This is a genomic window from Streptomyces sp. NPDC047049 (genome assembly GCF_040643995.1).
GTDB classification, from domain to species: Bacteria; Actinomycetota; Actinomycetes; order Streptomycetales; family Streptomycetaceae; genus Streptomyces; species Streptomyces mooreae.
Window position 1 is genome coordinate 497,120 of sequence record NZ_JBEYVM010000004.1, and the last position, 22,674, is coordinate 519,793.

General features: G+C 71.0%; 20 protein-coding genes. 11 read left to right on the top strand and 9 right to left on the bottom strand.

The annotated features are described in order from the left end of the window. Nucleotides 1-64: 64 nt before the first annotated feature. A complete protein-coding gene (locus ABZ851_RS13690; RefSeq protein ID WP_361125830.1) occupies nucleotides 65-1,366 on the bottom strand; it encodes an acyl-CoA dehydrogenase in 1,302 nt (433 codons plus the stop codon). 317 nt (nucleotides 1,367-1,683) lie between these two features. Beyond that, a complete protein-coding gene (locus ABZ851_RS13695) occupies nucleotides 1,684-2,142 on the bottom strand; it encodes an Rrf2 family transcriptional regulator (RefSeq protein ID WP_361125833.1) in 459 nt (152 codons plus the stop codon). A 284-nt stretch (nucleotides 2,143-2,426) separates the two neighbouring features. Here ABZ851_RS13695 and ABZ851_RS13700 point away from each other — a divergent pair, with 284 nt between their 5' ends. The 3 genes from ABZ851_RS13700 to ABZ851_RS13710 are packed head-to-tail and all read left to right on the top strand — an operon-like array spanning nucleotide 2,427 to nucleotide 6,134. After that, nucleotides 2,427-2,888, top strand: coding sequence for a (2Fe-2S)-binding protein (locus ABZ851_RS13700; protein ID WP_361126253.1), 462 nt, complete (start codon nucleotides 2,427-2,429; stop codon nucleotides 2,886-2,888). Between the two features lies 1 nt (nucleotide 2,889). Beyond that, on the top strand, nucleotides 2,890-3,888 hold the full coding sequence (locus ABZ851_RS13705) for a xanthine dehydrogenase family protein subunit M (RefSeq protein ID WP_361125836.1): 999 nt from the start codon (nucleotides 2,890-2,892) through the stop codon (nucleotides 3,886-3,888). Continuing rightward, nucleotides 3,885-6,134 carry a xanthine dehydrogenase family protein molybdopterin-binding subunit gene (locus ABZ851_RS13710; RefSeq protein ID WP_361125839.1) on the top strand — a complete coding sequence of 750 codons (2,250 nt, stop codon included), beginning with the start codon at nucleotides 3,885-3,887 and terminating at the stop codon, nucleotides 6,132-6,134. The genes ABZ851_RS13705 and ABZ851_RS13710 overlap by 4 nt, the downstream gene beginning before the upstream one ends. Nucleotides 6,135-6,339: 205 nt before the next feature. Here ABZ851_RS13710 and ABZ851_RS13715 read toward each other — a convergent pair whose 3' ends face one another. Beyond that, nucleotides 6,340-6,999: an NAD(P)H-dependent oxidoreductase gene (locus tag ABZ851_RS13715; protein WP_361125842.1), complete on the bottom strand. Its 660-nt coding sequence runs from the start codon at nucleotides 6,997-6,999 to the stop codon at nucleotides 6,340-6,342. Between the two features lie 135 nt (nucleotides 7,000-7,134). Next, nucleotides 7,135-7,392, bottom strand: coding sequence for a WhiB family transcriptional regulator (locus ABZ851_RS13720; protein ID WP_361125845.1), 258 nt, complete (start codon nucleotides 7,390-7,392; stop codon nucleotides 7,135-7,137). Nucleotides 7,393-7,858: 466 nt separating this feature from the next. On the opposite strand from ABZ851_RS13720, the gene ABZ851_RS13725 reads away from it, so the two are divergent. After that, nucleotides 7,859-8,848, top strand: a complete 990-nt coding sequence (locus tag ABZ851_RS13725) for an ornithine cyclodeaminase family protein (RefSeq protein ID WP_361125848.1) — start codon at nucleotides 7,859-7,861, stop codon at nucleotides 8,846-8,848. Nucleotides 8,849-9,599: 751 nt separating this feature from the next. Here ABZ851_RS13725 and ABZ851_RS13730 read toward each other — a convergent pair. Continuing rightward, nucleotides 9,600-10,502 carry a LysR family transcriptional regulator gene (locus tag ABZ851_RS13730; protein WP_361125851.1) on the bottom strand — a complete coding sequence of 301 codons (903 nt, stop codon included), beginning with the start codon at nucleotides 10,500-10,502 and terminating at the stop codon, nucleotides 9,600-9,602. A gap of 84 nt (nucleotides 10,503-10,586) precedes the next feature. Here ABZ851_RS13730 and ABZ851_RS13735 point away from each other — a divergent pair, with 84 nt between their 5' ends. Beyond that, the gene (locus tag ABZ851_RS13735; protein ID WP_361125854.1) at nucleotides 10,587-11,549 is read left to right on the top strand and encodes a PhzF family phenazine biosynthesis isomerase; all 963 of its coding nucleotides are present in this window, start codon (nucleotides 10,587-10,589) and stop codon (nucleotides 11,547-11,549) included. 148 nt (nucleotides 11,550-11,697) lie between these two features. Here the strand turns inward: ABZ851_RS13735 and ABZ851_RS13740 are convergent, their stop codons facing one another. Further along, nucleotides 11,698-12,231 (bottom strand): GNAT family N-acetyltransferase, encoded by a 534-nt coding sequence (locus tag ABZ851_RS13740; protein ID WP_361125857.1) that lies wholly within the window; start codon nucleotides 12,229-12,231, stop codon nucleotides 11,698-11,700. A 147-nt stretch (nucleotides 12,232-12,378) separates the two neighbouring features. Here ABZ851_RS13740 and ABZ851_RS13745 point away from each other — a divergent pair, with 147 nt between their 5' ends. Continuing rightward, complete coding sequence (locus tag ABZ851_RS13745) at nucleotides 12,379-12,828, top strand: protein-tyrosine phosphatase family protein (protein ID WP_361125860.1); 450 nt, start codon at nucleotides 12,379-12,381, stop codon at nucleotides 12,826-12,828. A 119-nt stretch (nucleotides 12,829-12,947) separates the two neighbouring features. On the opposite strand, the gene ABZ851_RS13750 is transcribed toward ABZ851_RS13745, so the two are convergent. Next, entirely contained in the window at nucleotides 12,948-13,613 is a 666-nt protein-coding gene (locus ABZ851_RS13750) for an antibiotic biosynthesis monooxygenase (RefSeq protein ID WP_361125863.1), read from the bottom strand. Nucleotides 13,614-13,908: 295 nt separating this feature from the next. Here ABZ851_RS13750 and ABZ851_RS13755 point away from each other — a divergent pair, with 295 nt between their 5' ends. Next, nucleotides 13,909-14,352 carry a hypothetical protein gene (locus ABZ851_RS13755; RefSeq protein WP_361125866.1) on the top strand — a complete coding sequence of 148 codons (444 nt, stop codon included), beginning with the start codon at nucleotides 13,909-13,911 and terminating at the stop codon, nucleotides 14,350-14,352. Nucleotides 14,353-14,513: 161 nt separating this feature from the next. Here the strand turns inward: ABZ851_RS13755 and dacB are convergent, their stop codons facing one another. After that, nucleotides 14,514-16,121 (bottom strand): D-alanyl-D-alanine carboxypeptidase/D-alanyl-D-alanine-endopeptidase, encoded by a 1,608-nt coding sequence (gene dacB, locus ABZ851_RS13760; RefSeq protein ID WP_361125869.1) that lies wholly within the window; start codon nucleotides 16,119-16,121, stop codon nucleotides 14,514-14,516. Between the two features lie 220 nt (nucleotides 16,122-16,341). Here dacB and ABZ851_RS13765 point away from each other — a divergent pair, with 220 nt between their 5' ends. Next, entirely contained in the window at nucleotides 16,342-18,045 is a 1,704-nt protein-coding gene (locus ABZ851_RS13765) for an alpha/beta hydrolase (RefSeq protein WP_361125872.1), read from the top strand. Here the strand turns inward: ABZ851_RS13765 and ABZ851_RS13770 are convergent. Continuing rightward, on the bottom strand, nucleotides 17,940-19,760 hold the full coding sequence (locus ABZ851_RS13770; protein ID WP_361125875.1) for a TIGR03767 family metallophosphoesterase: 1,821 nt from the start codon (nucleotides 19,758-19,760) through the stop codon (nucleotides 17,940-17,942). The genes ABZ851_RS13765 and ABZ851_RS13770 overlap by 106 nt on opposite strands. 383 nt (nucleotides 19,761-20,143) lie before the next feature. Here ABZ851_RS13770 and ABZ851_RS13775 point away from each other — a divergent pair, with 383 nt between their 5' ends. From ABZ851_RS13775 to ABZ851_RS13785, 3 genes are all read left to right on the top strand, one after another. After that, nucleotides 20,144-20,323 (top strand): CopG family transcriptional regulator, encoded by a 180-nt coding sequence (locus tag ABZ851_RS13775; RefSeq protein WP_361125878.1) that lies wholly within the window; start codon nucleotides 20,144-20,146, stop codon nucleotides 20,321-20,323. Between the two features lies 1 nt (nucleotide 20,324). Continuing rightward, the gene (locus ABZ851_RS13780) at nucleotides 20,325-20,669 is read left to right on the top strand and encodes a VOC family protein (protein WP_361125881.1); all 345 of its coding nucleotides are present in this window, start codon (nucleotides 20,325-20,327) and stop codon (nucleotides 20,667-20,669) included. A gap of 319 nt (nucleotides 20,670-20,988) precedes the next feature. Further along, complete coding sequence (locus tag ABZ851_RS13785; RefSeq protein ID WP_361125884.1) at nucleotides 20,989-22,614, top strand: DHA2 family efflux MFS transporter permease subunit; 1,626 nt, start codon at nucleotides 20,989-20,991, stop codon at nucleotides 22,612-22,614. Nucleotides 22,615-22,674 lie beyond the last annotated feature (60 nt).

The window sequence follows — 22,674 nt, forward strand, 5'->3', positions numbered from 1 at the left end:
CGGGGCCGAGGACTCCGCCCGGTGTCCGCGGAACCGAGGACTCCGCCCGGTCGGCGGCAGCTCGTCAGGCGCGCAGGGTCAGGGCGGGGTGCGTACCGTTCAGATAGTGGTCGCCGATGTCGCGGAGCGCGTGGGCGGGGGAGGCCTGCGCCGTCAGCAGACGTGCGTTGCGCCAGAACCTGTCGAACCCCAGGGCCCCGGCCGGGGAGTCCGCGCCCTGGGTGAGTTCCAGGACACGGGTCGTGATGTCCATCGCCGACCTGCCGGTGACCGCCTCGGCCGCGGCGACCAGGACCGCGATGTCCGCGCGCTCGTCCACACCGAGTTCCTGCCCCGCGAGCAAGCCGCGCGCCAAGGCCTCGGTCGCCGATTCGACCACCGCCGCGGCGGTGTGGGCGGCCGTCACCAACTCCCCGTAGGCGAGCAGCTGGTAGGGGTCCCCACCCGTCCGGTCCGAGTACACATCCGAGTACGCCTCCGAGTACGCATGCGGGTGCGCACCGTCGTCCGACCTCGTGGCCGGTCGGCCGCGCGAGGCGGCCCGGTCGATGTCCCGGGCCTCGGCAAGCGCTCCTTCGGCGGTCCCCAGGCTGACGTGGACAAGGGCGAGCCGGAGCGCCAGCGGGGCGAGCGTGGCGAAGGGGGAGACGGCGTGCTCATCGTGGGGGACGGCACCGAGGACCTGGTCGGCGGGGACGGGGACACCATCGAAGCTCAGGCGCCCGGCGCCCGTGAGCCGCTGGCCGAGACGGTCGTGCTCGGCATCGGCCACCACCCCCGGGTGGGTCGGATCGACGCAGACGATCACTGATTCACCGCTCTCGGCGCACACCGCGCCGAGCATCAGCCGGTCGGCGACCTGGACGCCCGCGGCGAGCGCCTTGCACCCGTGCAGGACGTACCCGCCGCCGGCCGGGGTGAGCGTCAGATCGGGGCCCGCCGTCGGTTCCAGGTCCGGGAGATCGGTGCTGCCGCCCCAGAGCCACTGCTCCGCCACCGACCGGAGTTCGAGCCCGTCGGCCTTTTCCGGGGTGCTGAAGAAACGGGCACTCCACGACAACACATAGTGCCGGGCCAGCAGTTCACCGATGGAGCTGTCGGCAGCCGCGATCTCCCGGATGACCGCGCAGGCGGTACGCCAGTCGGTGCCGCGCCTGGCAGGTCCGGGCGGTGTCAGCAGGCCGGGCAGACCCGCTTCGCGCAGCCGTGCGGCCTCGTCGAACGGAGGCTTGCCCGCACGGTCGCGGCTGAGCGCGTCGACGGCGAGATCATCCGCGATCTCCCGGGTGATGCGGAGCCGGATCCCTTCCTCGGCAGGGGGGCGGGGCTCCGTGAAGGCGGGGCGAGCGGCGGATTCCTTCGGCACGGCGCCGTTCCCCGTCCCGTCGGGCGTCTCCGGCGCGGCCGGGAAGGCCGGACCGCCTGCCGGGGAGACCGGCCGGCCTGCCGGTGAATCGGTACGTACCGGTGTCCGCACGCCCATTTCTCCCACCCCTGATTCCCTAGTTTTCCCACTGGATTGATAGGAAAGAGAATGCTTCCGGACTGCGGGCGGATCAAGGGGCGTTCAAGGGATGGACAGCCCGGTCTTGGCATCCGGACCACACACGGAGGGGCACCCCGGAATCCCGAGGGAGCCCTGAAGGAGCCCTGAGGGGCCCGATGAGGGGCCTGGACGAAGCCCTACGGGTTGGACCAGGACGCCGGGTCCTCGGTCAGCGCGGACACCGGGTCCGGCAACTCGGCCGAGGCGACATCGGCCAGGGAGACGCCGTCGAGGATCTGGCGGACATTGGCCCGCAGCGCGATCCACAGCGGCAGCAGTGACTCGGCGGGCCCCGTGTAGGACAACTCCGGCGGGCGGACTCCGCGTACCGACACCAGCGGGCCGTCCACGACGCGGATGACATCCGCGATGCTGATCGCCTCCGCGGGCTTGGCCAGCCGGTAGCCGCCGTTGCCGCCGCGCTGGCTGTGCACGAGCCCGCCCCGGCGCATGTCGTTCAAGATGCCTTCGAGGAATTTATGCGGAATGTCCTGCGCTTGGGCAATGGCCTCCGCCTTGAGCGGCCCCGCATCCCGGGTAGCGGCGAGTTGCAGCGCCGCCCGCACGGCATAGTCCGCTCTGGCTGAGATCCGCATGCTGCGCATTATCCCGTAGGGGGACCTGTCCGGGGCCTCCGGGTATCCCGGTCCGGGCTCTCCGGGTGCAGCCGCGCCCGCCCGCCCGGAACACCTGCGTCACGCCTTCTGTCGCCTCTGCCACGCCCGCCGCCACGCCCTTCGTCCGGTTGCGAGCCCGTACGACCGGACGGAGGCTCGACGTAGGCACCGACTCCGAGGTGAGTGTCGTGGCAGACAAAGGCGCGTCAATGTCCGTGGCCGAGTCCGCGGCCATGCGCACGCGAGGGCCCGACAGCGTGGAAATGGACCTGGTCGTCAACGGCGTCTCCTGCGTCCTGGACCTGGAACCCCGGGTCAGCCTGCTGGACGCGTTGCGTGAGCACATGGCTCTCACCGGTTCCAAAAAGGGCTGTGACCAGGGAACCTGTGGGGCGTGCACGGTCTGGGTCGACGGGCGCAGAGTGCTGGCCTGTCTGACGCTGGCCGTCACCTGCGAAGGCCGGGAAGTGACCACCATCGAAGGCCTCGCCGAGGGCGGGGAACTGCACCCGATGCAGCGTGCCTTCCTCGAGCACGACGCCTTCCAGTGCGGGTACTGCACCCCCGGGCAGATCATGTCGGCCGTCGCCGTGCTGAACGAAGGACATGCCGGATCCGACAGCGAGATCGCCGAGTGGATGAGCGGCAACATCTGCCGCTGCGCGGCCTATCCGCACATCCGCTCCGCCATCCGCGAGGTGTACGGCCACAGGACAGGACAGTGACGTGCGTGCCATCAGCTACACCCGTCCGACGGATGTGACCACTGCCGTCCGGGCGGTGACCAGCGACCCCGGAAGCTCCTACCTGGCGGGCGGCACGACGGAAGTTGACCTGCTCCGCCTCGATGTGCTGCGGCCCCACCGCCTCGTGGACATCAACCGACTGCCCCTGGCCGGAATCGAGGACTATCCCGACGGGGGACTGCTCATCGGCGCGCTGGCCCGGATGAGCGAGGTGGCCGAGGCGCCGGCCGTGGTGCAGCGCTTTCCGATGCTTTCCCAGGCACTGCTGCTCGGGGCCTCCGCCCAGCTGCGGAACATGGCCTCCATGGGCGGAAACCTGATGCAGCGTGTGCGGTGCGCCTACTACCGGGATCCCGAATCCGCATGCAACAAGCGCGTTCCGGGCAGCGGCTGTTCCGCACTGGAGGGAGCCCACCGCGGCCACGCGATCCTCGGCACCAGCGACCACTGCATCGCCACCCACCCCTCGGACATGGCGGTCGCGCTCGTCGCCCTGGATGCCGTCGTGCACGTGGAGGGCGCCCATGGCTCCCGCGGCATCCCGGTTGACGACTTCTTCCTGCTCCCCGAGGACACGCCCGAGCGGGAGCACCCCCTCACACCCGGTGAACTGATCACCGCGATCGAGGTGCCCCCGGCCCCCGTGGCGCGCAGCTCGCTCTACCTCAAGGTGCGCGACCGCGAGTCCTACGAGTTCGCCCTCGCGTCGGCAGCCGCGGCGCTGGCGCTGGAGGACGGAGTGATCCGTGAGGTCCGGCTCGCCCTCGGCGGCGTGGCGACCAAGCCGTGGCGCGCACACCGGGCCGAGGACCTGCTCGTGGGGCGGCGCGCCGAGGCGGACGCGTTCGCACGGGCCGCGGGCGCGGAGCTGGCCCCCGCCGTCACCCGCCCGATGAACGCGTTCAAGGCGGAACTCGCCCGGCGGACCATCGTCCGTGCCCTGCAGACCGCTGCCGCGCAAGGAGGCGGGCCGGTATGACCACGGGCGCCACCCTCACGGCCGTCGGCCGGCCTCTCCCGCGCGTCGACGGCCGGGCCAAAGTCACCGGAAGCGGCCGCTACGCAGCGGAGTACACCCTGCCCGGCACCGTGTACGCCGCTCTCGTCGGCGCCCGCACCGCCTGCGGCCGGGTCACCGGCATCGACACCCGCGCCGCGGAGAACGCCGGGGGTGTGCTGGCCGTACTGACCCACCGGAACCTGCCGAGAGTCGCCGCCCCGCCCCATCTGCTGCCGTCGCTGGCCGGTCACGCCGCCCCCGGGGAGAGCTTCTTCCCGATGCAGGACGAAGCCGTGCACTACTTCGGACAGCCGGTGGCCATGGTGATCGCCGACTCCTGCGAACGCGCCCAGTTCGCGGCCCGGCAGGTCCGTGTCGACTACGAGCGCAGCCCCTCCGTCACCACGCTCGAAGAGGGCCGGGACCAGGCCTACGAACCCGAGGCGATCTTCGCGGGATTCCTTCCCGCACGCAGCGTGCGCGGAGATGTCGAGGCCGGTTTCCGGGCGGCGACCCAACGCCTCGACGTGACCTACCACTTCGCGGCGAACCACCACAATCCCATCGAGCCGTCGGCCACCACAGCGGTCTGGGACGGCGACCGGCTCACCCTCTACGACGCCACCCAGGGAATCGTGGCGAGCCAGAGCACCGTGGCGGCACTGCTGGGCATCCCTCCGTCGAAGGTGCGGGTCCGTGCTCCGTACGTCGGCGGGGGATTCGGCTGCAAGGCCATGATCTGGCCGCATGTCACCCTGGCCGCCATGGCCGCACGCCATGTGCGGCGCCCCGTCAAACTGGCGCTCACCCGCGAGCAGATGTTCACCTCCTGCGGGCACCGCGAGGAGCAGGAGCAGCGCATCGAGCTCGGCGCCACGGACGAGGGCCGGCTCACCGCCCTGCGCCACCACAAGCTCTCGCTGACCTCGCCCTTCGACGACTGGGCCGAACCCTCGCTCAGCATCGCCTCGCAAGCGTACGCCTGCCCCAACTACGAGGGCGTCTACCGGCTGATCCGCGGCAACACCATGACACCCACCTTCACCCGCGGGCCCGGCGAGACCACCGGCATGTACGCCATGGAATGCCTGATGGACGAGCTCGCCCACCGCATCGGCGTCGACCCGGTACAACTCCGGCTGCGCAACCACGCACAGTCCGATCCCCGGACCGGTCATCCGTGGTCGAGCGACGGCGCGGAGGAGTGCTACCGCCGCGGCGCGGCCCGCTTCGACTGGCACTCCCGCAACCCCGAACCCCGCTCCCAGCGGGACGGCAACTGGCTGATCGGCAAAGGCATGGCCACCGCCGGATACCCGGTGTTCTTCCCCATGCAGCCGCAACGTGCCAGGGCCCGTCTCTATGCCGACGGCTTCGCCGTGGTGCAGGCTGGCACGCAGGAGTTCGGGACCGGATCGGCCACCGCGATGACCCAGGTCGCCGCCGACGGCCTGGGGATCCCCGTCGAGAACGTCCGCTTCGAGTACGGCGACACCGACCTGCCGAACGTCGCGGCGACGGTCGGCTCGGCAGGCGCCGGCATGATCAGCGCCGCGGTGCACACCGCGGCCACCACGCTCCGCGACCAGATGATCGAGCAGGCGATCGCCGACCCCGCCTCCCCCCTGCACCAGGCGGACCCGGCCGCCGTCGTCGTCCGCGACGGACGGATGGAGCTGCCGGACCGGCCCGGTGGTGTCGAGTCCTACCGCGACCTGATGCAGCGCCACTTCATGACCGACATGGACGCCCTCGGCAGCTGGAGCCCGCCGCCCCCGGACGTGCCGTACGGGCTCGCCACCTTCGGCGCGCAGTTCGCCGAGGTCGCCGTCGACCCGGACCTCGGTGTGGTCCGCGTACGCCGGATGGTCGGCGCCTTCGCCCCGGGCCGCATCCTCAACGCCGCCACCGCGCGCAGCCAGGTCATGGGCGGCATGCTCTGGGGCATCGGCCAAGCGCTGCTGGAGGGCACGGTGGTCGACCCCCGCGACGGCCGCTGGGCGAACGCGAGCCTGGGGGAGTACCTGGTACCGGTCAACGCCGACGCCCCCGATGTCGACATCGAGTTCGTGGAGGTACCGGACACGGTCGTGAACCCGCTGGGCGTCAAGGGCCTCGGAGAAGTCGGCATGGTCGGCGCCGCGGCAGCCATCGCCAACGCCGTCTTCCACGCGACCGGCTACCGCGCTCGCGAACTGCCGATCAGGATCGAACACCTGCTGTAGGCACGCACCGCTCCCGGCGCGCTGTCATCCGGCGCACTGTCTCCTGGCGCACCGCGTCCCCGACCTGGTCGACGCCCTCGGCTGAGGCCCCGCCCCCGGGACGGCACAGCGCTCCCTCCCGATACGGCCTCACCCGCCGCGTCCCCGGCGCGCAACGGCCCGGACCGAGCGCTGCGCCGGGCCGCGCGTCCGCGGAGGGAACGGCTCAGTCCTCCGCCCGCTGGGTGACGGGAGCCTCGGTGCGGTCGCCCGGGAACTCGTACCAACGGCGTTGCAGACAGACATAGCGTGCATCGGCCTCGACCAGATGGAGGAAGGCCGTCACGGTCTCCCGCAGGCGTTCCTGCAGTGCGGGATCGGTCAGCTGCCCGTCCTCGGTGAACCCCTGATGCGCCGCGGCAAGACTGAACATATCGGGGTAGACCCGGGTGCCCAGATGCTCCAGCGGAACCCTCAGCGCCCACAGCCCCCGGTTGCCGCCGACCAGGGAGGGGGACGCGGACACCAGCAGCGCATGCTTGGTCTTGAACGGCTGCGGCCGGATCCGCGAGACCCAGTCGATCGCGTTCTTCACGACCCCCGGCACGGAAGCGTTGTACTCCGGGGAGGCGATCACAAAGGCATCGCAGCGCTCCAGCCGGTCACGCAGCGCCAGAGCACCGTCCGGAACGCCTCCCTCGGCCTCGACATCACCGTCGTACAGCGGCATGTCGAATTCCCGCATCGCGGCCAGGTCCACCACGGCGCCGGCCTCGGTCATCATGCGTCCGACGAGGGAAGCCAGCCGGGCATTGGTCGACCCTGCCCGCAGCGCGGCGCCGATAACAAGGACGCGCAGGGGTCCGGGGTGTGCGTCGGTGGGCATGGTGACGTCCTTCGGGCACAGGAGAGCGTGTGTCGTTGCCGCACACACGGCCACCGCCTGGGGGCGACGAAAGCGTACAGGCGCACCGGCGGCACACCCGGTACCCACCACGCCATGTCCTGACCTGCGCTGCGGCTACACGGAAGCGCTGCGCGCCCGGTTCCGGGCGGCCCGGCGCCGCATGGCGCGCCGCTCGTCCTCGCTCATCCCGCCCCAGACGCCGGAATCCTGGCGCGATTCGAGCGCCCACTGCAGGCACTGCCCCATCACCGGGCAGCGGCGGCAGACGGCCTTGGCCTCCTCGATCTGCAGGAGCGCGGGGCCGGTGTTACCGACGGGAAAGAAAATCTCCGGGTCCACTTCGCGGCACACCGCGTCGTGACGCCAGTCCATGGTTACCTCCGTTCTCCGCGACCGAGCGCGGTCGGTTCCCTCACTTCGAGGCGCCGGGGGCTCTGTGTTCGTGCACGTCCTCAACTGCCTTGTCCAGACGCCGTGTTGACTCGTCTTACTCGCTGTGCTCGCTGTCCTCGTGTGCCCGCTCCTGAGACCACAATGCGCCGTCATCGCTGTCATTGCCGTCCGCGTCGTCGCCCCTCGCCATGGCATCCTCAGCCGGTATTGCGGTCCGGCACGGCGGGGCCCCATTGCCCAGGGCTGTCGCGGCGCCTACCCGCGCCTCGCCGTGGCACACCTCCACCGCGCCGGGTGGCGTGATCGCCGTGCACCGCGTCGCCCGATGGCGCTCGTCAGGTCCACCCGCCGATCGTCCGCCGAACGAAACACGCAGGGGACTACGGTCGCTGCCACGGCTGGGCGTAACGTCGGCCGTACCGCTGTGATCAGGAGGTTGAGACGGATGCTGGTACTGGGGCGTGCGCAGGTCGAGGCGCTGCTCGACATGGATTCGCTGATCGACGCCCTGGCGTCGGCGATGACGGACCTGAGCGCCGGCCGCGCCTCCTCGCCGGACCGCGTCGCCGCCCTGGTGCCGGAACGGGACGGGTTCCTGGCAGCCATGCCGGGCTACGTACCGTCGGCCGGGGTGCTCATGAGCAAGCTGGTCTCCGTCTTCCCGCACAACGCGGACACCCCCGTGCCGACCCACCAGGCACTGATCGTCGTCTTCGATCCGCATACCGGAGAACCGGCAGCGCTGCTGGACGGCACGGCCATCACCGCGGCGCGGACCGCCGCCGGTTCGGCGCTCTCGGCACGCCTGCTGGCCCGCGAGGACGCCTCGGTGCTGGCGGTCCTGGGCACCGGAGCGCAGGCCCGGTCGCATGCCGAGGCGATGTGCCGGGTCCGCCCGATCCGGCACATCCGTGTGGCGGGCCGCGACCAGGCGAAGGCGGCCGCCCTGGCCGGCCACCTCTCCTCCGCACTCGACATCCCCGCTGAGGCGAGCACCACCTATGCCGAGGCCCTTGACGGTGCGGAGATCGCCGCCGCGACCACCCACTCCGTCGCCCCCGTGATCCGCCGCTCCTGGCTGACCCCGGGCGTGCATGTGACCTCGGTGGGGTTCAACCCGGAGGGCCGGGAGATCGACGATGCCACGGTGGCCGAAGCACTGGTATGCGTCGAGTCACGGCAGGCGGCGCTGGCGCCCTTCCCCGCGGGCAGCAACGACCTGCTGATCCCTCTGCGCGACGGCGTCATCACCGAGGCGCAAGTGCACGCCGAGCTGGGCGAACTCCTCGCGGGCAGCAAACCGGGCCGCTCCTCGCCGGACCAGATCACCCTCTACAAATCCGTCGGAGTGGCAGTGCAGGACGCGGCGGCCGCAGCCCTCGTCGTCGCCGCGGCCCGTCAGCAGTCGGCGGGGACGGACATCCGGCTGGACTGATCCACACTCATCGGCCTCACCGGGCGTACGGCGCAGAGGCGAACGGACCGCCTCAGCGTCCGTACGTCCGGCGGCACAACCGCAGAAGGTCCGAACGGACGTGGCCGGACGCCATCCGGCACACCACGCCGGAGTCCATGCCGGGCCGGGGCCGCGAGGCCCGCGGGAGCTCTCGCGAAGCCGGGGCCGGGGACTGGGCCCGGCCCCGGGCCGTGTGGCGCCGATGCCGGGGCGCCGCCCGTCCCGGCTCCGGACGTGACCTCGGCGGCGCTGCGTGAACGGGGCGCGGCAGTGCCCGTCCCCTGCCCCGCGGCCGTTGGTTTCCCGGCGCCGCATGCCGGGGTGCGGCCTCATCTCGCTTGTGTATCTTCGGGTGCCGTTTCGCCTTCCGCCGCACGGACGCCACATCCACCACCCGCTCGTGCGACGCCCCCCGTGTGGGCAGCAGCAACGGGGACGGCCGGGCCGGAGCGACCGTGCGTCCGCCCGGCGCGCGACCGGGACCGTGCAACGGGCCGTCGGCCGGAAGGGATACGCAGCTGCTGGTGGCCAGGAGTACGGCTGCCGCTGCGGCGAGGCGAAGGAGTAGAGGGCGCACGTCTTCACGGTGTCGGAGGGCCGGGGCCTGTCCAAACGACGCGCCGGGCGTCCACGCGGACGAAGGACAAAACCGAACTCTCGTAGGGCTCCTGAGCTGACCGTGAAGCGGTGGCGGCGAGGAGCGGCGCTGCCGGTCACCTCTGCCACGGCTTCACGCCTCCGCGAAGGCGCGCGTCAACTCCTCGGCCACGATCTGCGCGCCCGGCGCGAACCACCGTCTGCGGTGCCGGACGAGCTGGACGGGCACCGGCTGCGCCCTCGGGCCGTCCACCACCGCCAACTGGCCGTCCTGAAGGTGGCGTTCGACGGTCACACGGGGGAGCAGCGTCAGACCGAGACCCGCCGCGACACACGACCGGGCGGCATCGATGCTGCCGAACCGGGTGATCCGGGGAGGCGCCCCGGGCAGGCCCAGCAGTGTGCGGACGAGCCGGTCGCTGTACGAGCACCCCTCCTCGTGCACGAAGAAGCTTTCGCCCGCCAACTCCTCCCAGCCGGCTGCCCGTCCGGCCAGCGGATGACCCGGCGCCGCCACGTACGCCAGCGATTCGTCCGCGATCCTGCGGGCCAGCAGATCGCTCTCGCCGACCTCCGGTTCCAGCAGCAGTGCGATGTCCAGCCGGCCGGTGCGCAGTCCGTCCACGGCCGTGGCCGTGCCGGCGGCGTGCAGCTGGATGTCCAGGCGAGGGTGCGCGTGCCGCAAGGAAGCGATCACCCCGGGCAGCCGGGAGGAGCACAGCGAATCACCCGCGCCGACGGCAACCTGGCCCTCGACTGCCCCGCCCGTCGCATCACGCTGCCCGGCCGCGGCCGTCGCACGGAGCCGGGCCACCGCGTCGAGCACTTCTTCGGCCTCTTCCAGCAGCCGCAGTCCGGTCCGGGTCGGGACCGTCCCCGACGGCATCCGGTCGAACAGCGGGGTCCCCAACTCCTTTTCCAGCGTGCGGATCTGGACGGTGACCGTGGACTGGGCGAGATGGAGTGCGCGAGCCGTGGCGGTGAAGCTTCCCGCCCTGGCGAGCGTCACGAAGGTACGCAGAAGTCTGGTGTCCACCGGAGGTACGTTATCGCGATATCCGATGGGGCCGAGCGAAAACCATCGTTGGACGCGATCGGGCCTCGCTGCCATCGTGAAGCCATGACTTCTCCCATGCCGCCCCACACGTCGCCCCGTACGTCGCCTCATGCGTCCCCCGTCGGCCGGGACTCGCACCCGGACACCCTCCAGAGTTCCGACAGCATCGAAGTCCTGCGCTACTCCGCCTTCACCACCGACCCGGCGGGTGGCAACCCGGCCGGTGTGGTGCTCGACGCCGCATCCCTCGACGATGCGCGAATGCTCGCCATCGCCGCGGACGTCGGGTACTCGGAGACCGCATTCGTCACGGCCCATGACACTGCCGCCCGCCGCTACCGCCTGCGGTACTTCAGCCCTCGCGCCGAAGTCGCCTTCTGCGGACATGCCACGATCGCCACGGCCGTGGCCCTCGCCTCCCGCTACGGAACCGGCGAGCTGCTGTTCGACACGCCCGCGGGGGAGATCCGGGTGGGGACCGGCCTCGTCGACGGGCTGACACAGGCCACGCTCACCAGCGTGCCGGCGCACTCCCACCCGGCCGAGGACGCCACTCAGGTGGCGCCGGTGCTGCGGGCCCTGCGCTGGACCAGGGACGATCTGGACGACGACCTCCCGCCGCACATCGCCTTCGCGGGCAACGACCACCTCGTCCTCGGAGTACGGAGCCGGGCACAACTGGCCGCCCTCGACTACGACTTCGACGCGCTGCACGACCTCATGCGGCAGCATGGCTGGACGACCGTGCACCTCGTCCACCGCGCGGCCCCCGGGCGCCTCGACTTCCACGCCCGCGACCCCTTCCCGGTCGGCGGCGTCGTGGAAGATCCGGCAACCGGCGCCGCCGCCGCGGCCTTCGGCGGTTATCTGCGCGCCCTTGGGCTGGTCACGGAGCCGCTGCGGGTGCACATCCGGCAGGGCGAGGACATGGGCCGGCCCAGCGATCTCTACGTCGACCTCGACCCCGGAAACCCGCAGGTGCGGGTCACGGGGCAGGCCGTCCCGTTGCCCGCTCCGGGCCGGTGAGCCCGCGGGCGTGCCGGAGGTGACAGGTGGCCGCCGGGCTCACGACCGGCGGCCACGAAGCATCACGGCGGGCCCCCCGAGGCGGGAAGGAACCGCCCGCATCGGGGGCCGCTCACATCGGTGCGCCGGTCCCATCGGGAGGAACCGCTCACATCGGGAGGGACCGCAGACGTACCGGCCCCGCGGGCCACTGTGCCCCGTCGCGCAGTGGCACCCACATGGACCGCAGCGGCATGACCACGGGCCCGTCCGGCTGCTCGACCTCGACGTCCTCCCGCAGTGTCCGCCAGCCGAGGCGTTGATAGAGGGGGACAAGGTGCGGCCGGCAGAAGAGGAGTCCGTACTGCGGCCCCATCGTGCGGGCGTGTTGCAGAGCGGAGGTGACCACGAGCCGTGCCAGCCCGTGCCCCCGCAGACCAGGAGCGACGACCACCCCGCCGAACCCCACCACCTGTGTCTCGACCGGGCCGGCCGAAAGGGGAAGCGTCACCAGACCCGTGTGCGCCACGAGGCGGCCGTCCCGTCGGACGGCGAAGTGCTCCTGCTTGGGCAGCCAGGTCAGACCGGTCTCGGCAACGCCGAAAGGGTCATCGTCGTCCCCGACGATCTCCCTCAGCTCCGCAGCCGCATACCGCGCGAGCCGGATCACGGCAGGCGACACTGAAGACGGGTTCGTGGTCATTCTCCGCATCATGCTGCCGACACCAGGCCGCAGGCAACGCCGGCCCCGCACGGCCCATGGCACGGACCATGCCAACCCGGCCTCCCACAGGATGATTTGGCGTCCCAACGACCCGCACGGTGGCCGATCGATCGATAAAGTGCGCGTATGACCGAGCACTGGAGCGCATCAGACCCAGGAGTCCTACGCTTCCCCTCGGGCGCCCTGGTCCGCGGCCGGGGCCTGCGCCACCCCCTCCCCTCAGGCCCCACATCCGCACCCGTGCCCACCTTCGCCCTCTACCTCCTCGGCAAACAGCCCCCACGGACCGAGTGGGACGCCCGGTGGGTGCGCTGGCCCGATTTCCGGCTTCCCAAGGATCCCCGCCAGGCTCGTCTGCTGTTCAAGGAGGCGCTGACCCGGGCAGCGGATGAACGCGTCGAGGTGGCCTGCGGCGGCGGCCGCGGCCGAACGGGAACAGCACTGGCGTGTATGGCCGTTCTCGACGGGGTGCCGCCGGACCGGGCCGTTGCCTACGTCCGTGAGCACTACCACCCGCGCGCCGTGGAAACCCCATGGCAACGACGCTTCGTCCTGCGCTTCGCAGACGACGCGTAGGGGGCCGCCCGCAGAGCCGGACGCTTCACTGCGGCCCGGCCTCGCGGGCGGCGGTGGCCCATCGGCGACGAGCTGCTACGCCCCGAACCTCACCCGACCTCACAGGGGCCGGGGCCGGGTCAGGCCCGGTCGACGACACGGTGACGCGGCCCATGGACGCTTCCGAGCAGGCGATAGCGCTGCGGATCGTGCACATGAACGCCCCCTCCGGTAGCCGGCCCGCCGTGGTCCCAGCTGTCATCGGGTGCCTTCCGCACAGTGAGAAGAGCATGCAGGCCATCCGCGCTCACCAGGACGTGCGCGGGCCCCGACGCGGCCGCGGTCGCTTCACGTAGCTTGACCCCTGTCCGGTCCGCCCAACTCCTGACCAGTTCCGCCGCGCGGGCCTCGGCACGCAGCACGACGAGGACATCCGCAGACTTCAGAGCAGCATCGGGAGGAATGCTGTGCAGCAACCGGTAGCGCATCAGTCCCGGTCGTTGAATTCCCGGCACCTCTTGGTCAATGCGGCCCACCATGGCTGCTCGGTGCTCACGCATGAAGTGGAGATGGGCCTCGTCGCTCGCCCAGCGCGCAAGACTCAGAAGCAGTCGTCCGTCCAAGCTCCCGTAACAGCTGAGCTGGTGAAATGCCTCGGGCTGAAACCTCGTGCACAACTCGCGCCACTCACCGAGCAGCGCTTCCGCCGCGGCATGTTGCCGCTCCGGTGTGTCCACGATCCATTCACTGACCAGGATTGTGCCGGCATCGGGCCGGGGGATGTCGGGCAATGATCGAGAAACCATGTGTCGCGCCTCCCAGGGTCGGGACCGATCATCCGACCTCAACCGAAGTTGAGGTCAAGCCGTGAGATCGGCGCCGCGCGGGGCCGGCAGCGGCAGTTGAGCCGGCGGCTGCAGGCACCACCATCGGCGTCGTGCCAGCCAACGGCGACGGCCCGGACAAGCTCCATGACTCGTTGCCGAGGACCAGCACCGTAGCGACAAACCCTTCGGACAGGGCAGGCTGCTGCCGGGAGAGGGCGTCCACCCCAGCGGATGCCCTTCTCCCGTGGACCTCCCCGCCCCTACTGTGCCTGCCATGACCTCCACACCGGCCGTCGGGGCCCTCGGACTTGCCCGTCCCGTACGGGGAGTGAAGGTGCACTCCCGGCAGACGCTCGGCGGCTGTGCGCCGACGTACGGGCGGATCGAGCTCGACTTCGAACCCGTGCCCGCAGGGGGCGCCTCGTCGCTCGAGTTCGCCTGCGCCGTCGTGCCCGAACCGGCGCCGGAGTTCGAAGACTTCCTCGGCCGGGGCGTGCTGCGGGAACTGTCCGGCACGGACACCGAGGATCCCGAAGCCCGCCGAGGAGCCCCGGTGCACGCCCGGGTCGTCGTGCGCGCCATGTCCTGGCACTATGTCGACACCTGCGAGCTGGTGTTCCTCCGCCTCGGAGCCCTCGCGGTGCGAGAAGCGCTGTGCTGTGTGGCGGAGGGCCGGGAACCGCAGCTGATCGACACCAGGGCCAGGCTGGTCTTCTGATCCCGGTCGGCCGGTCGGCCGGTCGGCCGGTCGGCGGGTCGGTTGGTCGATCGGTCGGCTGGCAGGCTGGCGCCATTCATGTTCCCCGCGCGAGCGGATCCTGGTCCGCCCCCCCCGGGAGGCGTACAGCACCGCGCTCCGTCGGTGTGCGGTCCCGTCGTTCAGTGGTGGCCGGCGGCCTGTCGCTGGAGGTAGGCGGCGACATCGGCCACATCGTTGCCGATGGCCAGGACGCCGTTGATGGCGGCGCCGGGGGTCGAGGCGCCGTTCACTCCGGCGAAGAACACATCGAAGTGGCCCCGGCGCGTCTCCAGATAGCCGGCCGTGGTCTCCGCGCCCACGGCCAGCCGGTCATTGAGGGCGTCGCCGCCGGCCGCGGTGCCGGTCTTGGCGAAGATCTTGCCGCGTGACGGGCAGTTGCGGCAGGAATCCGCCAGGGTCCCGTCGACGCCCAGGACCGGCAGCGAGATGCGGAAGCGCTGCGCCTCGGAGGTGTGCTGCCAGTACGTCAGGATCTGGGCCAGGGCGCGTGGTGTGGCCCGGTCGGCCGGGTTGCCGCCGCGGCCGTCGGCGAGCTGCACGGCCTTGCGTTCCACCCGTGCGTGGTCCAGGAAGCCGGCCAGCACGGGGAAGCCGTCCTCGCAGTTGGTGCTTCCCGTACTGGTGGCCATCAGGCAGATCCCCAGGTTCGCCCCGAGGTTGTGGCTCACCTTGAGAATGAGCTTGGCGTACTCGGCGTAGAGAGGGGAGGTGTACCGGGCCACCGTGGGCACGCCCCGGTAGGACTTCGGCAACTGCCGGACCGGGTTGGGGCCGATCGCCTTTGCGCGGACCTCGACCCCGGCCCGTTTCAGTGCCTCGATCAGCGCGGTCCGGCCGAAGGCGTTCGGGTCCTTGACGGCGGACACCCGCAGGACGGGAGCCGAACCCGCGGCGATGGTGCCGGACAGGCGGATCCGGGTGCCGTCGGCGGAACTGCTCACGCTGATGTCGGCCGGTTTGCCTGCCGCGACGGTGCGGACGGAGGACGTGACGTGGTACGGCGCGACCTTCGGGCGCCAGTCCAGGCCGGCCGGGGCGCCCGCCTTGGCGCCGGGGGAGGTCAGCAGATCGATGACGTTGTCGTTGATGATCAGTGGTGTGGGGGTCGGGGCGAGGACCGGATCCGGCCGGAACAGGCGCGCGTCGATGACCACGTCGCCGTCGACCCGCCGGATCCCCGAGTGGCGTACCTGCCGGGCCAGCTGGTCGATGCCGGCCAGCGGATTCTGCGGGGTGAGGGTGGCCCCCGGGACAGCGTTGGCGTAGGTGTGGTCGACGGTGGTGAAGGCGACGGTGCCGTTCTTGCGCGTCCGGCCACCGAGGGTGAGGTCGCCCTGCGCGACCAGGTCCAGGTTGCCCTTGAGCGTGGTGTGGCGGCGCTGCCCGACGGCGTGGATCGGCGTGATGAAGCGGTGGTCGCCGCCAAGGGTGTGCCAGGTGCCGCTGACGCTGAACAGTTTGGCCGTTGACCCGGGGATGAAGAACTGGTCGGCGTTGCGGGACTGCGTCACTCTGCCGGTCTCCGGGTTCCGCTGGAGCAGCCCCCACCGGGCATACCGGTAATCCGGCTTCCGCATGAGCGAAGTGATCCGCGGATCGAGCGTCTGGGGCGTGGGGGAGGGCGCGACCTGGACGAGTCCGGTGAGGACGACACCGACGGCCAGCAGAACGCCCAGGAGTCTGGCGCGGCGCCCGCGGGAGATCCGAGGGGTGACGGAGGGGGACATGCAGACTCCACCGATGGTGTTGATCTGTCGTATATCTACCGCTATGTCCCCCTGAAGGTACTGCTCGCCGCCCTCACGGGGCCGCAGGCGTCGGCCCGGGGACCCCGCGGTCCCCCGGACGCTCCAGCACACCGGCCCCTCGGGGGTGGTCCTGGTGCCACCCCGGAAACGGGCACCAGTGTGATCGAAGCCGGGCCACTGACCCCCGAGGATCCCTTTCATGGCAGCGCACCGTGCGCGCCGACGGGAGGATTCGATGTCCGCGTGGAGAAAACCGTGGTGGCCGGTGGCCGCCCTGTCCGGAGCGGTGGCCGCCGTGCTGGTCTCGGCGGTACCGCCCACCGCGCCGCCCGACCGGGCGGCGGACCGGACCACCGCGCCGGTACCGGCGCGCTACGCCCACCAGCGGCTGCACTGGCAGCCATGCGCGGCGAAACCCTCACTGGAGTGCGCGCGCATGACCGTGCCGCGCGACTGGCACCATCCGGGAACCGGGGCCGACCTCACCATCGAGGTGTCCCGGCACCGTGCGGCCGGCCCCGCCCGCCGGCGCGGGGTGCTGATGATGGCGGCGGGCGGGCCAGGGGCTTCGGGACTCACCCGGCCCGCTGACTTCGTCGCGCGCTCGCCCTCCGTCGGGGCCGCGTACGACGTGGTCGGCTTTGACCAGCGCGGCGTCGGCAGCAGCACGCCCGCGCAATGCCAGACCGACGCCGAGTTCCGGACCTTCTACGCCCATGACTTCCGCGATCGCTCACCCGCGGCCCTCCGCGGTGTCCTGGCCCGCTCGCGGCAGCTCGTCGCCGGCTGCCTGCGGCACAGCGGCGATCTGGTCCGCCGGCTGACCACCGACCAGGCCGTGCGCGACATGGACTTGTTCCGCGCACTGCTGGGCGTGCGCAAGATCTCCTATTACGGCCCCTCGTACGCCACCTGGCTCGGTGCCTACTACGCGACAAAATTCCCGGAGCGTATCGAGCGCGCGGTACTGGACAGCAACGAGGACTTCAGCGGCACATGGCAGCACGCCCAAGGCGGTCTGCCGAAAAGCTTCCAGCGGCGCTTCGAGCAGGACTTCCTGCCCTGGATCGCACGCTACGACACGACCTACCACTACGGACGCACGGCGGCCGCGGCCAAGGCGAGGTGGGAGGCACGCCGGCACGCCCTGCACGAGCACCCGCTCACCGTCGGCACGCTGACGATAGGACCCAATCAGCTCGACAACGCCACGATCTTGAGCATGTACAACGCGCGGCAGTTCCCGCAGCTGGCGGCCGCACTCAGGGCCCTCGACCACTGGCCGTCCACCCCACCGGCCGGACGCACCCGGGTCGCCCAGCTCTTCGCGAGCTACCTGTCACCGGGATTCGCCGCCGTGTACGCCTCGGTGACCTGCAACGACACCCCGTGGCACGGCGACCTCGACTACTGGCTCGACCGCAGCGCGAAGGACGCCGCGGCCTATCCGCTCGTCGGGGCGCGCGAGCTGGCCTACGCGGCGACCTGCGCGGCCTGGCCGGTCTCCGACGCGCCGCACGTCCGCGTCACCGGCCGGGGCCTGCCCACCACGCTGATGCTCAACTCGGTTCATGACCCTGCCACTTACTACGAGGGCGCACGTGCGGCACACCGTGCGCTGCGCGGTTCGCGGCTGGTCACGGTGACGGGCGGCGGCGACCACGGCCAGTACCAGAACGGCAATGCGTGCGTGGACGGCATCGTGAACGCCTATCTCCTCGGCAAAACCGCTCCGGACCATGACGTGACCTGCGCGGCGGACCCGCTGCCCGTGCCCGGCGGAAGGGTGGCTCCCTCTCACGCCCGGCGGACGAGGAGTTCGGTGTTGCGGTCCGCCGCGGTGCCCGCCATTTTTTCGTGGACGCCGTCGGTCAGGCCCGCGGCGAGGCCGGGAGCGTTGTAGGACAGCTCGCGGTAGAGCGAGGCGAGGCCGACCGATGAGAGGTCGTCGAAGCCGGTGTGGTGCGGGGCGGCGGATTCGATGAGGGTGGTGAACAGGGACAGCGTCCCGTCGTGGTTGTCCACGAGTTCGATGATCCGCGCGTGCTGGGGATAGTCCACGTGCGAGGCGGTGTTGACCTCCCAGAAGGAGCGGGCGGCCGTCGGGTGGGCGTGCGGCGTGATGTGGTTGATGTGGCTGTGGCCGTTGATCCACGCCACCACGTTCGGGAACCGGCTCAGCAAGGCGATGACCTCTTCGCCGTCGTGCCGCTTCTCCTCCGAGCGGGCCGCGTCGGGGCGCCGGGTCATGCTCGGACTGTGGTGATGGCTGAACACCAGGATGTGCGCGTCATCGGCACCCGTGTTGCGCACCAGCCGTCCGTCCTCGTCGTAATGACGGGCACTGTGCGCGGTCAACGTCCGTTCCAGCCATCGCAGTTGCTCGGATCCCAGAGACCCTTCGTAGTGGCCGCTGCGGTAGGTGGTGTCGATGCTGATGCCGATGACACCCTCGGCGATGGTGAAGGAGTAGTACATCCGGTCACCGTCGAGGTGGTTGTCGGTGTAGCCGTGGCCGACCGGCCCCGCTCCGGCGAAGTCCGGGTTCAGATGCGCCCGCAGGTACTCGTGGGGTGTGAACATCCGGCGGCGCTCGTCGGCGGTCACGGTGCGGGCACGGGAGGCGTTACGGCGGAGGATGTCCTTGAGCACGGTGCTCTTGGGGTCGTCGCCGCTGTCCAGCACCTTGCGGAAGGCGGCCACATCGGCATCCGGTACGGAGAACAGCTTGCGCGCCCCGGTGATGTACTCCGTCAGCACGGGGTCCTGCGGGGCCAGACAACCCCCCGGCAGATCGTCGTGGTTGCCGGGCGTCGAGTACCAGGGAAGGCGCAGGCCGGGGCTGACGACCGGGCGCATCGCGGCCTCGAGGTAGCCGGGGATCGCCGGCACGCCGCGTCTCTTGTCCTGGTCGCGCAGGCCGCTGTCCGGATGCCAGTACAGCCCGAGGCCGGAGTTCTGTACCCCCTCGTACGAGGTGGGGTCACCGGTGTTGGGCGTGATGCGGCCACCGCTCATGAGGGTCAGGAACCACTCCAGTTCCACCATGGAGTGGTTGTCGATGTTGTCGCCCGTGGACATGACGAAGGCCGGCGGCCGGCCGGTGTGCGGTCCCTTGCGGACCGCGTTGGCCTGTTCCACCAGCGACACCGCACCGGCCACCGACAGCGCCTCCTGCGCCCGCCACGATCCCGGCGATCCGACGCGCAGGTACTCGGTGCGCAAGGGGCTCTGGACGTCGGCCACATGAAGGTCGGTGAACTGGACGAAGCACGCCAGGGCGGTCCGCCGGTCCTGGCGTCCGGACGAGGCGGAGGCGAGCTCACCCCGGACGACCAGGGGCCATCCGGGACCGGAGGTGATCCGGCGGTAACCGCCGCTGCCGACGAGGCGGGCCGTGGTGTCGAGGGTGGTGGTCCCGAACGGGGCCGCGCGCCGCCCACCGGGGCGGTCCGGCGACGTACGGGTGAGGGGCTGTGCGTGTGCGGTGCCCGGGGCCCCGCTGCTGCTGCGCCGGCTGGGCAGTGCCCATGCGGCACCGGCTCCGGCGACGGCGGCACCGGAGCTGAGGAGGAATCGACGACGGTTGGTGGGGATGTGGGTTTCTCTGCCGGCCATAAGGCCCTCCGTGCCGTGGCCGTTGGGCCTGACCACAGCGGTGTCACCAAGCGGAATGTCTCATTCCGGATCCTGGGCGGCGAGCGTGACCAGAACTTGAACGGGCCCGGAACTGGGCACACCCATTGCCCGTCGGTAGGGTCCGCCCCCTCAGTGGCGCCCCCGTAGCGTCCCGGTGGCTCCCCGGTGACGCGCTGGGGGCTGCGGCAAGCACCCATGGCGGAAGAGGCCACGCGTGGACCGATCCGCCCCGGTTCTGCCCGTAGTTGCTCGGCCTCGGTGAGGTGCGGACGGTACCCGGGACGTGCGGGTGAACCGCAAGAGCAGACAGGAGGAGGCTCGTGGGCTAGCATGCTAGCAATCTAGCGAGCTAGTATCTGTGTATGGGTGACCAGGAAGTCAAACAGTTCAATGTGTATCTGCCGCTGGGGCTGATCAGGCAGGTCAAGCATCACGCGATCGAGCGGGGCATGTCGCTGTCGGCGCTGGTCGCCGACGCGTTGCGCGCCTACCTCGACGACACCCATGGACAGCGGGAGCACTCTTCCGGAAAGGAGTCATGACATGGCAACGGAAGGTATCGAGGCGGTCTTCGTGGAGACCCGCAACTGGGGAAAGACCGCAGGGTTCTTCCAGGAACTCGGTTACGAGTTGGAGACCTCCGCAGGCGACGGTTCCGGCGTGTTCCGCAACGGGGAGGGCCCCTATTTCGTCGTGGTCGAGATCCCCGCGGAACGGGAGCCCGGTGTGCAGGTGGCGCTGAAGGTGCCCGATGCGGATCTGTTCCGCCCCGGCCCCGCCGTGGAGGTCGCCACCGCGTTCGAGGACACGCACTACGGGACCCGGGAGATGACCGTCCGGGATCCCGACGGGCGGCTGTGGAGCCTGCAGGCCCCTGCCAAGAGCTGACCTCCGCCTCCCGCCCGGGCGGGCTGATTCGCCTCGGCCGGCGGTGCCGCGCCCTCTCCGGCCGGCCCTGCGGCAGTGACGATTTTCGCGCCGCTCAGCAGTGGCATGGCGCAGGGCAGGAGAGGCAGCAGCACGCCGCTGTCTCTCCTGCCCGTGAGCGCGGATTGACCGAACCGGCCGAGGCGAACTCCGGGGAAAGGCACCGGCGGTGCACCGGTCATCCCACGGCGGATATCGAAGCCGACGGCCGACCGGTCGACCGGCCGCCGACCCGCCGCGCAACCTTCCGGGGACGCCAGGAGTAAAGGACGAGATACGCATGAGCAGTAGATGGCGCGGCAATCCCTGGGCGGTGCTGCTGACGCTCAGCCTGGGATTCTTTATGACACTGCTGGACCTGACGGCCGTCAACGTGGCCATCCCCAGCATGATCGGCGACCTGCACGCGTCGCTGGACGAGGTGTTATGGGTGATCAATATCTACATCCTCGTTCTCGCCGCGCTGCTGATCACATTCGGGCGGCTGGGCGATGTGCGCGGGCCGCGCACCATGTTCATCGGGGGTGTCGCGCTGTTCACCGTGGCCTCCGTGCTGTGCGGCCTGTCGCAGGATCCGGCCCAGCTGATCGCCACCCGGGCGGTGCAGGGGCTGGGTGCGGCAGCGCTGATGCCGCAGACGATGACGATCATCATCGGCACCTTTCCGGCCGAGCGCCGGGGAGCCGCGCTCGGCGTCTGGGGCGGTGTCGCGGGCGTGGCCACGATCGCCGGGCCCACTCTCGGCGGGCTCCTGGTCAGCACGTCGGGCTGGCGGTGGATCTTCTTCGTCAACGTTCCGATCGGCGCGCTCGTCCTCGCGATGGCCGTCATGCTCGTGCCCGGCATCCGGCACGGCAGCCGCCGGAAGCTGGACGTGGTGGGGGTCCTGCTCGCCGCGGCAACGCTGGTCTGCCTGACCTTCGCCCTCACCGAGGGCCAGCGGTACGACTGGAACGCCGGGATCTGGGCTCTGCTGGGCGTTTCCGCCCTGCTGCTCGTGCTGTTCCTGCTGCACCAGGGCGCCCGGCAGCACCGCGCACCACTGCTGCCCTTCGTGCTCTTCCGCGACCGCAACTACACGGTCATGAGCTTCGTGTCCGCGACCGTCCAGGTAGGGATGCTCGGCCTGTTCCTGCCGGTGATGATCTATCTGCAGTCGGTGCTGCGCTTCAGCGCCCTCGCGGCCGGACTCGTGATGGCGCCGGCCATGGTGGTGTCTGCGGTGCTGTCACCCGTCGCGGGCCGGACGGCGGACCGGATCGGCGGCAAGTACGTCCTGATGACCGGCCTGACCCTGTTCGCGGCGGGCCTGGGCTGGCTCACCCGGGTCACCGATGTCGGCCGCGCGTGGTGGGAGTTCCAGCCCGCCTTGATCACGGCCGGGGTGGGCATCGGCTGCGTATTCGGCCCGATGGTCACGGTCGCCATGTACCACGTGGAGCCCACGATGGCCGGGGCGGCGTCCGGGGTGCTGAACACGATCCGGCAGATCGGCACCGTGATCGGCAGTGCCGCAGTCGGCGCCGTACTGCAGAACCGCCTGGCTGCCTCGCTGCAGGACGAAGCGGCAAAGCGGGCCGCGGGCCTCCCGGCCGGTGTCCGCGGCCAGTTCCTGGAGGGTTTCCGTAACGCTGCCGCGAGCGGTCGGGAAGTCGGCGTCGGGCGGAGCGGCGCGGTGGTCCACCCGCCGCGCGGAACGCCGACGGGCCTGGTCCACCACCTTGAGCAGGTGGCGACCGACACGTTCCAACAGGGGGTCGTGCACGCGATGCGGCCGACCCTGGCACTGCCCATCATCGTGATCGCGGCCGGCGCCCTCGCGTGCCTCTTGGTGCGACGCCGGCAGGCCGGCCGCCCGCGCACCGCTCCAAGGCCGGCCGATCTCGGCGCGTCGGCCCCAGGTTGAGGGCGGTGCCGAGGTTGACGGACGGGTCGAGTGCGGCGTCGATACGGGTGTGCGGCGGCG